The organism is Synechococcus sp. CS-1333 (assembly GCF_025128015.1).
Taxonomy (GTDB): domain Bacteria; phylum Cyanobacteriota; class Cyanobacteriia; order PCC-6307; family Cyanobiaceae; genus MW101C3.
Genome location: NZ_JAHLYO010000019.1, coordinates 1 through 13,176, shown reverse-complemented (window position 1 = coordinate 13,176; position 13,176 = coordinate 1). Strand labels below are relative to the sequence as shown.

11 protein-coding genes are annotated in these 13,176 nt (G+C 69.6%); 4 read left to right on the top strand and 7 right to left on the bottom strand.

Features of this window, described 5'->3' with window-relative positions; genetic code table 11:
- Positions 1-28: 28 nt before the first annotated feature.
- Both gcvP and KQ303_RS08640 read left to right on the top strand, forming a co-directional pair.
- Positions 29-2,971 carry an aminomethyl-transferring glycine dehydrogenase gene (gene gcvP, locus KQ303_RS08645; protein ID WP_399233313.1) on the top strand — a complete coding sequence of 981 codons (2,943 nt, stop codon included), beginning with the start codon at positions 29-31 and terminating at the stop codon, positions 2,969-2,971.
- 379 nt (positions 2,972-3,350) lie between these two features.
- Entirely contained in the window at positions 3,351-3,563 is a 213-nt protein-coding gene (locus KQ303_RS08640; protein WP_233132877.1) for a hypothetical protein, read from the top strand.
- 9 nt (positions 3,564-3,572) lie between these two features.
- Here KQ303_RS08640 and KQ303_RS08635 read toward each other — a convergent pair whose 3' ends face one another.
- From KQ303_RS08635 to KQ303_RS08625, 3 genes are all read right to left on the bottom strand, one after another.
- Positions 3,573-3,812, bottom strand: coding sequence for a hypothetical protein (locus tag KQ303_RS08635; RefSeq protein WP_255100362.1), 240 nt, complete (start codon positions 3,810-3,812; stop codon positions 3,573-3,575).
- A gap of 151 nt (positions 3,813-3,963) precedes the next feature.
- Positions 3,964-4,761: a pirin-like bicupin family protein gene (locus KQ303_RS08630; protein ID WP_259729984.1), complete on the bottom strand. Its 798-nt coding sequence runs from the start codon at positions 4,759-4,761 to the stop codon at positions 3,964-3,966.
- A 115-nt stretch (positions 4,762-4,876) separates the two neighbouring features.
- A complete protein-coding gene (locus tag KQ303_RS08625; RefSeq protein ID WP_259729983.1) occupies positions 4,877-5,950 on the bottom strand; it encodes an alkene reductase in 1,074 nt (357 codons plus the stop codon).
- Positions 5,951-6,192: 242 nt separating this feature from the next.
- Between KQ303_RS08625 and KQ303_RS08620 the strand changes: the two genes are divergently transcribed.
- Positions 6,193-6,543, top strand: coding sequence for a helix-turn-helix domain-containing protein (locus KQ303_RS08620; protein WP_259729982.1), 351 nt, complete (start codon positions 6,193-6,195; stop codon positions 6,541-6,543).
- A gap of 35 nt (positions 6,544-6,578) precedes the next feature.
- Here the strand turns inward: KQ303_RS08620 and KQ303_RS08615 are convergent, their stop codons facing one another.
- On the bottom strand, positions 6,579-7,289 hold the full coding sequence (locus KQ303_RS08615) for a rubrerythrin family protein (protein ID WP_094511352.1): 711 nt from the start codon (positions 7,287-7,289) through the stop codon (positions 6,579-6,581).
- Between the two features lie 249 nt (positions 7,290-7,538).
- Between KQ303_RS08615 and KQ303_RS08610 the strand changes: the two genes are divergently transcribed.
- Positions 7,539-8,183 (top strand): histidine phosphatase family protein, encoded by a 645-nt coding sequence (locus KQ303_RS08610; RefSeq protein WP_259729981.1) that lies wholly within the window; start codon positions 7,539-7,541, stop codon positions 8,181-8,183.
- Here the strand turns inward: KQ303_RS08610 and KQ303_RS08605 are convergent.
- The 3 genes from KQ303_RS08605 to KQ303_RS08595 form a co-directional block, all read right to left on the bottom strand.
- Positions 8,177-10,027 (bottom strand): diflavin flavoprotein, encoded by a 1,851-nt coding sequence (locus KQ303_RS08605; RefSeq protein WP_259729980.1) that lies wholly within the window; start codon positions 10,025-10,027, stop codon positions 8,177-8,179. The genes KQ303_RS08610 and KQ303_RS08605 overlap by 7 nt on opposite strands.
- On the bottom strand, positions 10,027-11,766 hold the full coding sequence (locus tag KQ303_RS08600; RefSeq protein WP_259730018.1) for a diflavin flavoprotein: 1,740 nt from the start codon (positions 11,764-11,766) through the stop codon (positions 10,027-10,029). Before KQ303_RS08600 ends, KQ303_RS08605 begins: the two co-directional genes overlap by 1 nt.
- Before the next feature lie 150 nt (positions 11,767-11,916).
- A complete protein-coding gene (locus KQ303_RS08595; RefSeq protein ID WP_259729979.1) occupies positions 11,917-12,804 on the bottom strand; it encodes a DUF6671 family protein in 888 nt (295 codons plus the stop codon).
- Positions 12,805-13,176: the final 372 nt, after the last annotated feature.

Below are 13,176 nucleotides of genomic sequence, written 5' to 3'. Positions count from 1 at the left end.
CGGGCCATCGCCGCAGGAGCTGCAGGCGATGCTCGAACGGCTGGGCGCCAGTGATCTGGAGACGTTCGTGGCCGAGGTGGTGCCGGCCGACATCCTGATCGACGCGAGCGCCGCGGCGGCCGACCTGCCGCTGGGGGTGGATGAAGCCCAGGCGCTGGGCGAGCTGCGCGCCATCGCCGCCACCAACCAGGTGCGCCGCAGCCTGATCGGCCTCGGTTACTACGGCACCGTGACGCCGGCACTGATCCAGCGCCACGTGCTGGAAAACCCCTGCTGGTACACGGCCTACACCCCTTATCAGGCTGAGATCGCCCAGGGCCGCCTGGAGGCGCTGCTCAACTTCCAGACCCTGATCAGCGAACTCACCGGCCTGCCGATCGCCAACGCCTCGCTGCTGGATGAAGGCACCGCCGCGGCCGAAGCGATGGCGCTCAGCTTCGGCGCCTGTCGGCGGCCTGAGGCCCGCCGCTTCCTGGTGGATCAGGACGTGTTCCCCCAGACCCTGGCCGTGCTGCAGACCCGGGCAGAACCGCTCGGCCTCGTGGTGGAGCTGGTGGATCCCGCCACGCTCGCCGCTGGCGATGCGGCCTCTCCCCTCGACCCCACGGTGTTCGGGCTGCTGCTGCAACTGCCCGGCGCCAGCGGCCGCCTCTGGGATCCGCGCGCGGCGATCGCCGCCGCCCATGCGGTCGGGGCGATGGTGACGGCGGCGGTGGATCCGCTGGCCCAGGTGCTGCTGGAGCCGGTGGGCGCCCTCGGCGCCGACATCGCCGTGGGCAGCACCCAGCGCTTCGGCGTGCCGCTCGGTGGCGGCGGGCCCCATGCCGCCTTCTTCGCCACCACCGACGCGCACAAGCGCCAGATTCCCGGCCGGCTGGTGGGTCGCTCGCTGGATGCGGAAGGCCGCCCAGCCCTGCGCCTGGCCCTGCAGACCCGTGAGCAGCACATCCGCCGCGACAAGGCCACCAGCAACATCTGCACCGCCCAGGTGTTGCTGGCGGTGATGGCCAGCTTCTATGCCGTGCATCACGGCCCCGGCGGGCTCACGGCGATCGCCCGGCGGGTGCTGCGTCAGCGGGCCGCCCTGGCCGAGGGCCTCGCAGCCCTCGGGCTGGCGGTGCAGCCTGGATCCGCCTTCGACACGCTCAGCCTCACCCTGCCCGGGGCCGGCGAGCTGCTGGAGCGGGCGGATGCCGCCGGCTTCAATCTGCGGCCGCTCACCGCACCGGGCGGGGCGCTCACCGGTGTGGCGATCAGCCTGGATGAGCGCACGGACAGCGTCGAGCTCGATCGCCTGCTCGCCCTCTTCGCCGCAAGCGGCCCGGATGGCGCAGACCGCCCAGAAGGCCCTGACAAGGCGGAGCACAACGCTGGCCCCCTGCCCGCTGCCGCCGCCCTGCTCGCCGCCCTGCCCGACGACGCCACCCTGCTGGCGGGGGTCCCCCTGCGCCAGCAGCCCTGGCTGCAGCAGGAGGTGTTCCAGCGGCACCACAGCGAGACGGAACTGCTGCGCTACATCCAGCGCCTGGTGGCGAAGGATCTCTCGCTGGTGCACGGCATGATCCCGCTCGGCAGCTGCACGATGAAGCTCAATGCCGCCGCCGAACTGGCGCCGGTGAGCTGGCCCGCCTTCGCCGAACTGCATCCCTTCGCCCCCGCCGCCCAGCAGGCCGGCTACCAGCGGCTGGTGGCCGATCTGGAGGCCTGGCTGGCGGTGATCACCGGCTTTGCCGGGGTGTCGCTGCAACCCAACGCCGGCTCCCAGGGGGAATATGCAGGGCTGCTGGTGATCCGGGCCTGGCACCACAGCCGCGGCGAGGCGCACCGCAACGTCTGCCTGATTCCCACCAGTGCCCACGGCACCAACCCGGCCAGCGCCGTGATGGCCGGGTTGCAGGTGGTGCCGGTGGCCTGCGATGCCAACGGCAACATCGATCTCGATGACCTGGAGGCGAAAGCCGCCCAGCACGCCGATGCTCTCGCGGCCGTGATGGTCACGTATCCCTCCACCCACGGAGTGTTCGAAACCGGCATCCGCCGGCTCTGCGAGGTGATCCACGGCCACGGCGGCCAGGTGTACCTCGATGGCGCCAACCTCAACGCCCAGGTAGGCCTGGCCAAACCCGGCCACTACGGCGCCGACGTGTGCCACCTCAACCTGCACAAAACCTTCTGCATCCCCCACGGCGGTGGCGGGCCGGGGGTCGGGCCGATTGCCGTCGCCAGCCATCTGGTGCCGTTCCTGCCAGGACACCCGCTGGGGGCCGTGGGCGGCCAAGCGGCGATCGGGCCAGTGTCAGCCGCCCCCTGGGGCAGCGCCGGCATCCTGCCGATCAGCTGGATGTACATCCGCATGATGGGTGGCGCCGGTCTGCGGCAGGCCAGCGCGGTGGCGCTGCTCTCCGCCAACGTGATCGCCGAGCGGCTCCAGCCCCACTACCCGGTGCTGTTCCGCGGCAGCGACGGCCGTGTGGCCCACGAATGCATCCTGGATCTGCGGCCGCTGAAACGCAGCGCCGGCCTCGAGGTCGACGACCTGGCCAAGCGGCTGATGGATTACGGCTTCCATGCCCCCACGGTGAGCTGGCCGGTAGCGGGCACGGTGATGGTGGAGCCCACTGAAAGCGAATCCCTGGCGGAGATCGACCGCTTCTGCGACGCCATGGTGGCAATCCGCGCCGAAGCGGCTGCGATCGAGGCGGGGCAGGCCGATGCGCAGGACAACCCCTTGAAGCGGGCGCCGCACACCCTGGCGGCCGTCACCGCCGACCTCTGGGATCGCCCTTACAGCCGCAGCGAGGCGGCCTTCCCGGCTGGCGACAGCCAGCGGCAGACCAAGTTCTGGCCGGCGGTGGCCCGCATCGACAACGCCTATGGCGATCGCAACCTGGTGTGCACCTGCCCCTCGGTGGAGGAGCTGGCCAGCAGCAGCGTGGCCGTCACGCCGCAGCGGGTGGCGCTGGCGATCTGAGCGCCCGCCATGCCGTGCCGATCAGGCCGGGCGGCTCCAAGCAGGCCTGGGGCCTCGCCTCTCTATCGGCGCTGAGCCGGCACGCATAGCCGTTCAGACGCCGCCCACGATCAACGCCATCACGATAGGGAGCTGATCAGGCAGTGACTGGAGTTTCAGAAGGGCATGTGTGCCACTGCTACAATCAACTGATTGTTTAAAGAATTCCCGGTTGCTGGATCCCACCCCACGAGGCAAGCTCGGGCGACAAGTCACAGGATCAGCAGCCCCCAAGGCCACGGCAAACGTCTCGACCCACCCAATGAACGGCAACGACGGCCCTCCCTTCAATCCTCCGACGCTCTCTGAGCTGTCGATCCGTGCTGACAAACCCGCTCCGTTGACGCGCGCCCCCGAACTGCCGCCGATTCCCGGATCCCTGGCCCATTCCTCCGCCCGCGGCGAAACAATCCGTGTGGAGGGCACCAACGTGGTGCGTGTTCCCTTCGGCGTGCGTCAACCCCGCCGGCACCGTCCTGCACGTCCGGACACCTGGGTCACCCTGGTGCTTCCCTTCCAGGCCGGGGGGCCCACACCGCCGCAGGCGGCCTGAGCCAAGGTCTCAGGCGGCCTTGCCGAGGCGCCAATCCACCAAGGCCTTCACATCCGCCAGTGAACTGGCGGGAGCCCGGAAGGGCAGCACGTCCATGGGGCTGCGCTCCGGGCGAACCAGCCAGGTGAGATCAGGCTGAGGCATGAGCACGAAACCGCGGTAGCGCACCACCCAACTCCGGCCGTTGCCATCGGCAGACGGAAGAATGGTGGGCAGGCTGGCGTCAGAGCGAGAGCGGGCTGTGGCCATCACCGAACGCGGTAACGGGAACACCCCCATTTGAGCGAACCCATTCGCATTCGGCAGCATCTTTCGCTTCCTTTCGGCAAGGAATTAACGACGCCTAGGACACACCCAGGTCGACCTGGATCCAGGCCAGCCAGCACCAACCCGCCCGAACTCAGGCCAGCTCAAACAGCAGCAGGTCGGCGCCGGCTTCACCGGTCACCAGCTCACGCGGCACCGCATGGGCGGCGGCGGGGAGGGCGCTGGTGGGGGTGCTGGCCGGCGGAGTGCCAGTGCCACTGGCGGAGCCTGGGACCTCGAAGCCCAGGCCATCGCCGCGCTCCAGCCGGCGGCCGCCTTCCAGCGTGAGGCTGCCGTCGATCAGCTGCATCCAGAGCCGGTGGCCGGCCGCCGCCGGCAGCTCCAGGCGGGTGCCGGGCGCCGGCCGGGCGCGCCAGAGCCGCACCGGTCGGTGCACCGCCATGGCGCCGTCCCGCCGCTCGGGGTCCAGCAGCAGGGTCCAGCCTTCCCCGACGGCGAAGGGCTTCTGCTCATAGGCGGGCGGGATGCCGGTGCTGGAGGGTTCGATCCAGATCTGCAGCAACCGGCAGGGGGTCGCCCCTTTGTTTATCTCGCTGTGCACCACACCGGTGCCGGCGCTCATGCGCTGCACTTCACCGGCGCGCAACACCTCACCGTTGCCCATCGAATCGCGGTGGGTGAGTTCCCCTTCCACCATCACCGTGACGATCTCCATGTCGTTGTGGGGATGCATGCCGAAGCCGCGGCCGGCGGCGATCGTGTCGTCGTTGATCACCCGCAGCGGACCGAATCCCATCCAGGCCGGATCGAAGTGGCTGGAGAAGGAAAAGCTGTGCCAGCTGTCCAGCCAGTCGAGCTGGCTGTGGAAGCGCTCCGTGCCGGGGCGGAACACTGGGGTAGCGGCAGAACGCTGGGCGTTGGTGGTGGTCATGGCGAGGCTCCCGGGAGTGGATGGTGGGTGAGGAGGGGATGGGTCGGGCCTGGCGCAGGCAACGGGTGGCACTGGGTCTCGAGCAGCACAGGCTGGGGGCCTGCGCCAGCGTTGATCAGGCAGCGGCGCTCAGGAAGGGGTAGTCGGTGTAGCCGGCGGGGCCGGGGCTATAGAAGGTGGCAGGGTCCGGCGTGTTGAGCGGTGCGCCGCTGCGCAGCCGCTCCGGCAGATCCGGATTGGCCAGGAAGGCCGTGCCGAAGGCCACCGCATCGATAGCGCCGGCGGCGATGGCGGCGTTGGCTTCGGCGGCGGTGTAGCCCATGTTGGCGATCAGCACCCCCTGGAAGCGCTCGCGCACCGGCGTGAGCACATCGCCCAGCTGCTGCTGGAGGAAGTCGCCGCGCATCAGGTGCAGGTAAGCGAGGCCGGTGCGGTTGAGGTGATCGGCCAGCCAGCTGGCGAGCGCCACGGGATCGCTATCGCGCATGGCGTTGTAGCTGTTGAGCGGCGAGAGGCGCAGCCCCACCAGCTCCGTTTCGGCGCGCACCGCCTCGATCACCTCCAGCAGCAGCCGCGCCCGGTTCTCGATCGGGCCGCCATAGGGGCCGCTGCGCTGGTTGCTGCCATCGCGCAGGAATTCATCGAGGAGATAGCCATTGGCGCCGTGCACCTCCACGCCGTCGAAACCGGCAGCGATGGCGTGGCGGGCCGCCAACCGGAAGCCCGCCACGATCGCCGGCAGCTCGTCGTCGGCCAGGGCGCGCGGCACCACGTAATCCACCTTGCCCTGGGGGGTGTGGATCTGGTCGCCGCTGATGGCGATGGCGCTGGGGGCCACCGGCTGAAGGCCGTTGTTGAGCAGGGGATGGCAGGCCCGGCCGCCGTGCCAGATCTGCAGCACGATCCGGCCGCCGCGGGCGTGCACCGCCTCGGTGGTGCGTGTCCAGCCCTCCACCTGGGCCGCCGAATGGATGCCGGGTTCGCGGATGAAGGCGGAGTGGCCCTCCATCGCCATGGTGGCCTCGGCGATGATCAACCCGGCGGACGCCCGCTGGCTGTAGTACTCCGCCATCAGCGGACCGGGGATGTGACCCTCTTCAGCGCGGGATCGGGTAAGCGGGGCCATCAGCACCCGGTTGGGCAGCTCCAGGGGCCCTACGGCCAGGGGCGTGAACAGATCGATGGTCATGGCGAAAGTGACGGATGACCGGGACGGGCTGCCGCCACAGGATGGCCCCGTTCCACTGGCTTGGCAGGTGTGCAACGTCACCGGTCGGCCAGGCGGAAGCGATGGGGATCAGCCCATCAAGCGGGCGGCAGCTCTCCCTCTTGGATCAGAGTGGATCGCTTGGGCCCTGCCTGACAAGAACGCACCGCCATGTGCGTCACTCACCTGTGGGTAACCCTGGTGCCACTGGATGGTGCAAGCGCATGGAGCAAGCGGATGGATTCGCGGATGGATTCCTGGACGCCCACGACCACAGCCAATGCCCTGCCGAGCTGGCGCTGAGCGTCATGCGGGGGCGCTGGAAGGTGCCCGTGCTGCGGGAGCTGGCGGAGGGCACGCAGCGGTTTTCCGGCTTGCAGCGGGCCCTGGTGGGCGTGAGCCACAAGGTGCTCACCAGCCAGCTGCGGGAGCTGGAGGCCGCAGGGGTGGTAGAGCGCGAGGTGTTTGCCGAGGTGCCGCCGCGGGTGGAATACCGCCTCACCCCGCGCGGCCGGTCGCTGATTCCCGTGCTGGAGAGCCTGCACGCCTGGGGGGCGGCGCCACCGGAGTCGTGATGGACGCGGCGGCGCGCTCCAGCGGTTGCGGCGGCTCAGGCCGGCAGCAGCACCGGCTCCCGGTAGGGGATGAAATTGGCCTTGCGGGTGCCGCAGAGCGGGCAGACCCAGCTGTCGGGGATGGCCTCGAACGGCGTGCCGGCGACGATGCCTGAGTCCGGATCGCCCAGGGCCGGGTCGTAGATCACCGAGCAGACCTTGCAGATCCACAGGCCGGCCACGGGCTCGCTTTCTCCAGCCGCGCCCTGGCCCTGAAGGGCTTCGAGGGCCACGCTGTAGCGGTCGGCGTGGTGGTGCTCGATCGGGGTGAGCCGACCGAAGTTGCTGGCCGCCTGACGGAAGAGGCCGGCATGCTGCTCGGATTCGGCGATCTGCTCGGTGAATTCGGCCACGGCACCGTCATCGCGATCGGCGCGGGCCTGGGCGGCGAACTCCGGATACATGGTGGTGTACTCGTAGGTTTCACCCTCGATCGCCAGCTCCAGGCAGCGGCTCAGCACCTGTTGTCTGGCTTCTTCTGAGAGCGCGGCGGGATCGGCCACCACCAGCTCGGGGTGGAGCAGGCGGAAGTGCGCGAAGGCGTGCTCGGTTTCCTGGGCGGCGGTGTCGCGGAAGAGGCGGGCCAGCTCGCTGTTGCCGAGCTGCTTGGCCACATCAGCGAAGAAGAGGTACTTGCGGTTGGCCATGCTCTCGCCGCCGAAGGCCGCTTCGAGGTTGGCGAGGGTGCCGGGTTTGGCGATGTCCATGGAGACGGCGTGCGGTGGGATGGGAGGTGGGCCGTTGCAAGGCGACGGTGGCGCAGCGCGGTGCCCCGGGCCTGTGGGGAGGCTGGGATGAGGCCGCTTCGGAGGCTGTGGTGGAACGGCCACCCTCGCGGGTCGAGCCTGCTGCACTGCCACCATGGGACCCTGCGCCCGCAGGCGTCTGTTCCGGCCGGACCCACAGCTCACAGCTCACCGCCCATGGCCTTCCCGGGTTCACACCGCCGCCGTGCTGTGGCCACCATCGGACCGCGGCTCCGCGCCACTGCGGCCGCCGCTGTTGCTGTGGCCGCCTTCGTCCTTGGTGCCGCGCCTGTGGGGGCGCTGCCCCGGCAGGTGATCCTGCTGCGCCACGGCGACAAGGTGGCCTCCGGCGATGGCAACTACAACCTCTCGGCCCGCGGCTTCCTGCGCTCGATCAACCTGGGCCGGCTCCTCCCCGCCTGCTTCGGGGCTCCGACCCACATCCGCACCTTCTTCCTCAACCCCGAATCCAGCAAGAACGCCCGCAGCTACCAGAGCGCCGTACCGCTGGGGGTGGCCACCGGCATCAACATTTCGATTGCCCAGTCGTCACTGGAGGATTCCTTCATGGATGGGCAGGAGATCCTCAGCCAGCCGGCCTACAAGGGCGGCAACGTGGTGCTGTTCTGGGAGCACCGCCACATGCCGGAACTGGCCCGGGGGCTGGGCTGGGCGACGATGCCCGCCATCGGTGCGATGGAGTTCGACCAGATCTTCGTGCTGAGCTACTCCAAGCCGGGCGTTCCCCCTCGGGTGCAAAGCCTGAGCCAGCGCCGGCTGTTCGAGGCGCCCTGTTTCCGCGAGGCCCGTTCGCCCCTCCCGAACGTGCCGCTGCCTCAGTCAGTGGCTCAGTAGCTGGCACCGCTGCGGCGCTGGTGCACAGCGGTGACGCCGGTGCCGTCAAGCAGGCCGCCATGGCTCACCTGGGCATACACCAGCCAGTGATCGCCGCATTCCATCCGCTGGCTCACGCTGGCCTCCAGCCAGGCCAGCGCTTCGGGCAGCACCGGCTGGCCCGCCGGACTGTGCTCCAGTTCCAGGCCCGCCAGCCGGTCGGCGCCGGGGGGGTAGGGCTGCAGGAAGCGCTTCATCGGGCCGCTCTCGCGGCCCTCGGCCAGCACGTTGAGCACGAAGCGGTCGCCCACGTGCAGCAGGCTCTCCACGGCGCGATCCCGGGCCACCGCCACCGTGAAGCCGGGCGGGGTGAAGCTGGCCTGGCTCACCCAGCTGGCCACCATGCCGCCGCTCAGGGCGGCCGCCCCTTCTCCCTTCACGCAGGTGAGCACGCAGAGCGATCCCACCACGCGCCCGAGGGCCAGCACCGCCGGGTTGCTGCGGCTTTCGCTGAGGCCGCCGGCCACCACGCGCCGTTGACGCTTCTGCTGGTTGAGCAGCTGCCGCCCCAGGGCCGTGCCCGTTTCCTCCATGCGCTTGAGCGTGGGCGGATCGGGGCTGAACTTCACCCGGATCGGCTCGAAGGCGAAGCGGAAGCCGCCATCCCGCAGCTTGGTTTCCAGAAGATCGATGGCTTCTCCGCTCCAGCCGAAGCTGCCGAACACCCCCACAGGCCGGGCGCGGTCGCCTTCGGCCAGCAGGGTGCCGAGCGCCGAAACGATCGGCGTGGGGGCGTGGCCGCCCAGGGTGGGGGAGCCGATCAGCACCGCATCGCAGCTGCGGATCGCTTCGAGCAACTGGTCGGGGGGAGCGAACTCGCAGTTGATGCTCTCCACCCGCACGCCCGTGCGCGCCACGCCCTGGGCGATGGCATCGGCGAGGGCGGCGGTGTTGCCGTAGGCACTGGCGTAGAGCAGCGCCACCGACAGGCGGGTTTTCTCGAGGTTCTCGCCCCAGCGCCGGTAATCGGCCAGCAGGCTGCGCCAGCTCTCGGTGATCGCCGGGCCATGGCCCGGCGCGATGGTGCGGATCTCCAGCTCATCGAGCCGGTCGACCACCGTTTCCACCTGGCGGGCCATCGGCGCCATCAGGCAGTCGTAGAAGTGACGCCGGTCTTCCTCGGTGCTGTCGCGGTTGGCCTCGGCATAGGCCTCGCTGCAGAGGTGGGCGGCGAAGAACTTGCCGCTCATCAGCAAGCCGGTGCGCTCCTCGAAGGCGATCAGGGCGCCGGGCCAGCGGGGCGTGGGGGCCGGCAGCAGGGTGAGGCGGAAGCTGTTGGCCAGCTCGCGGCTGACCTCCTGCTTCACCACATCGATCGGCGGCAGGGCAGGCAGCGGCGGCTCCTCCGCCTCGCTGCCCGGAGCCGGGGGCCGGCGTTGCTGCCACAGCTCCTCCACCAGCCGGGCGCCGGTGTTGGAGGCCACCAGCATCAGGGCGGGCCAGGCGGCCGCCAGCTCGCGCAGCAGCGCCACCCGGTTGGGGTTGACGTGACCGACCACCACCTTGAGCGGCGCCTGCGCCGGCACCATGGCGGCCAGCTGGGCCAGGAACGGCGCCGTGAAGGAAGCGCCCGGGGGATGCACCAGCACCGGCGGGATCTCCCGCTGGGCATTGTTGACACCACCGGCGAACAGGAAGGCATTGGCGCTGGTGCCGCGCTCCAGGCCGTACTCCACCTCGAAACGCAGCCGCTTGGGGCTGAGGCAGCGCAGGCAGGTCAGGCCGTCTTCCAGCGGAATGGCGATGACGCTGCGGTCGATCACTTCCGCGGCCGCAATGGTGGGATCTAGGACGAGATCAGCCATCAGTAATGGTTCCCCACCTTGCGGTGATGCACGGCCGTGGCGGCTTCGGTGTCGGACACCGTGCCCTCCTCCACTGCGGCGTAGATGATCCAGTGGTCGGGGGTTTCCATGCGCTGCACCACCCGGCAGCCCAGGAAGGCGAGGGCATCGCTCAGCACCGGACCACCGGCGGCAGCGCCCTCAAGGGTGGGCACCCCGGCGAAGCGGTCGGCGCCGGGGGGGAAGCGCTTGAGGAAATGGCGCAGCAGGGACTGGTAGTTGTCTTCGCGCAGGATGTTGAGCACGAAGCGGTCGTCCACCTGCATCAGCGCCTCGATGGCGCGGTCTTTGGCCACGGCGATCGAGAGGCCCGGTGGATCGAAGCTGGCCTGGCTCACCCAGCTGGCCACCATGGCGCTGCTGCGTTCCTCCTGGCGGGCGGTCACGATGTAAAGCCCACCGCTGAGCCGCCCCAGCGCCTTGTCCACATCGGCGTCGATCGCCTTCATGGCAGCGATCGTTTTCGCCTTGGTGAGCAGCTGGCCCAGGTCGGTGCCGGCCTCTTCGCACCGCTGGTAATCGTTGCCATCGGGGGCCTGGCGGATGCGCAGCGGCGCAAAGGCCTCCTTCTGGCCCAGGCCACGCAGCTGGCTGGCCACGCTGTCGATCGGTTGATCGTTGCCGCCGAAGGCGTCGTAGCAGGCCACCCACTGCTTGGGCTTGAGCGCCGCCAGCAGCGTGCCGATCGATTGCTGCAGGTCGCCATCGGGGTTGGCGGGCCAGGTGGGCACCACCACGGCACTGGCCTCCCCCACCAGGGCGGCCAATTCCTGAGGATCGGAGGCGCGCAGATCCACCAGCTGCACCTGGGCCTCCGCCTTGCCGATGCCGCGGGCGATCGCCTGGCTGAGCCGGTCACAGAAGCCGTACTGGCTCACATAACAGACCGCCGCATAGGTTTCGCCGGCGCTGCGCTGGCTGCTCCAGTCGCGGTAGTCGCCGATCCAGAGGCGCAGGTGCTCACGCAGCAGCGGCCCGTGGCCGGTGGCAATCATGGCGATCTCGGGCAGAGCGTCCATGCGCTTTAGCGCCTGCAGCACGCTGCGGGCGTTGGGGCCCATCAGGCAGTCGTAATAGAAGCGGAAGTCGGGGGCGATGGCGCCGGGATCGCTATCGAAGACGTCGTTGCCGCAGTAATGGAGGCCGAAGGCATCACAGGTGTAGAGGATGCGGGTGCCGTGATCGAACGAAAAGATCGTGTCGGGCCAGTGCAGGTTGGGGGCACTGAGGAATTCGAAGCGGTGCGCCACACCGCTCTCGGGGTTCGTGCCCAGATCGAGCTCCTCCCCGCTTTTCACCGCGCGGCTGCGGAAGGGGCGGTGCACCTGGTCGGCCAGGTAGGCGATCGCCACCTTGGAGGCCACGATCTCGATCTCCGGGTTGCGGTCGAGCAGGGCGCCGATCAGGCCGGAGTGGTCGGGTTCGGTGTGGGACACGATCAGGAAATCGATCGCGGCTGGATCGATCTGCTCCTCCAGCAGCGGCAGCCAGGTGTCCTCGAACTTGGCGTGGCTGGTGTCGATCAGGGCGGTGCGTTCCCCCCGCACCAGAAAGGCGTTGTAGGTGGTGCCGTTGCGAAGGCCGAACTCGATGTCGAAGCGGCTGCGGTCCCAGTCGAGCGAGCGGAGCGTGGTGGTGTCGGGCCCGATCGGCTCGCACTGCAACGAAAGGCGGGGCGGGGCGGGGGGCGCAGCGGCCATGGCGACGGGTGTCATGCCTGGTGCCTCGGGAGAGAACGGGTCGGTGGCGCTCAACCTAAGAACAGCAGCGGGGAAGCAGGTCGTGTGTTCGATTGGAGCTCCTAATGCCCGCCACAGGCCAGGACGATCAACCCCAGGCGGGCCCCGCCTTCAGGGGTTGCAGTAAGGGCAGTGCTGCGGGTCGGCCTGCAACAGCCCATCCCTACGCGGATGCTCCTTGCTGGCCTCGCAGCGAACACAGCCGAAACGCTCCGCCCGCAGCAGCGAGGTGGGACTGCCGCACCAGCCGCAGGGCAGTCCCGGCAGGGACTCCACCGGCCCCCAGCCGGGTGCCCCACAGGCGGGGCAGAGGGTGGCGATGCGCCGCGCCAGCCGGAAGGTGAGGGCGCGGATCGAGGCCATGCGGGTGGGGTTGCAGTGGGCCCGCATGTCCGTTTCCACCAGCGCCAGGCCATCGGCGGACGCGGCGCTGGCCTCATCGATCGCCTGCGCCAGCTCCGCCGCACCACACACTCCCTTGCGCAGGAACGGCTGAGCGCCGGGCTGATGGGGACGCACGATCACGGCATGGCGCGGGAAGCCGATGCGGGTCAGCCAGGGCTCGAGCGGCGTGCCGGGAGCCGCGGTGCAATGGTCGAAGTTCGTGCGGCAGCCGCTCAGCCGCTCGGTGATCACCAGGTCGTGGCGACGGTCCACCCAAGTCATCCACTCGGTGGCCAGGGGCAGGAAAGGCAGCGCCGGATGGGGCCCGAAGCTGCCTTCGCTGGCCAGGCCGAGGTCGAGGCCAGTGGCCGCCATACCCGCCTCCGCCTTGAGGCGACAGGTGGTGGCGGCATCCGCCGGGCGGGGCCGTTCGCCGCAGAAGGTGCCGAGACTGTCGGTGTCGAAGCCGACGGCGAGCACCAGCTCCACGCCGAGGGCCCGGCGCAGCGGCCGGGCGATCACCCGTTCCTTGCCATGGCAGGTGGCCAGGCTGACTCGCCGCCCGCACACATGCCAGGCGGCAATGGCTGAAGTGGCGCCCGGGGCCGCACTCACGCTCCTGCAACCAACGGCACAGGCAAACTACGCCGCCGCAGCAAGCGCGGCCAGAGGCACGACGAACGAAGGAGAAGGGATGGCCCGTGCGGCTTTCATCAACGGCTCTGATCGCCGGCATTTTGAATTCTGTGGCTCGGCACCGCCCAAACCTGAACACGATCCCTAGTCTTTCCCGGTCTCCAGCAGATCGCCTCACCCTTCATCACGCACACCGGGGCGCTGACCCTGCTCCAGCCAGCCTCGATTCAACCGCACCTGTCTCTACAGCTCCCGAGACGATTGGACCTGCTTCGTAGGTTCCTCTCTCTTGATCCTGCGGAACACCCCCCTGCTCCAAGGCCCTGAGACGATCGTCTCAGGGCCTTGGAG

Bases quoted from the DNA above. Each gene is read 5' to 3' on its own strand.
- gcvP (WP_399233313.1), top strand. From the start codon at position 29: ATGCTCGAACGGCTGGGCGCCAGTGATCTGGAGACGTTCGTGGCCGAG.
- KQ303_RS08635 (WP_255100362.1), bottom strand. From the start codon at position 3,812: ATGGCCACAGCCCGCTCTCGCTCTGACGCCAGCCTGCCCACCATTCTT.
- KQ303_RS08630 (WP_259729984.1), bottom strand. From the start codon at position 4,761: ATGACCACCACCAACGCCCAGCGTTCTGCCGCTACCCCAGTGTTCCGC.
- KQ303_RS08625 (WP_259729983.1), bottom strand. From the start codon at position 5,950: ATGACCATCGATCTGTTCACGCCCCTGGCCGTAGGGCCCCTGGAGCTG.
- KQ303_RS08620 (WP_259729982.1), top strand. From the start codon at position 6,193: ATGGAGCAAGCGGATGGATTCGCGGATGGATTCCTGGACGCCCACGAC.
- KQ303_RS08615 (WP_094511352.1), bottom strand. From the start codon at position 7,289: ATGGACATCGCCAAACCCGGCACCCTCGCCAACCTCGAAGCGGCCTTC.
- KQ303_RS08605 (WP_259729980.1), bottom strand. From the start codon at position 10,027: ATGGCTGATCTCGTCCTAGATCCCACCATTGCGGCCGCGGAAGTGATC.
- KQ303_RS08600 (WP_259730018.1), bottom strand. From the start codon at position 11,766: ATGGCCGCTGCGCCCCCCGCCCCGCCCCGCCTTTCGTTGCAGTGCGAG.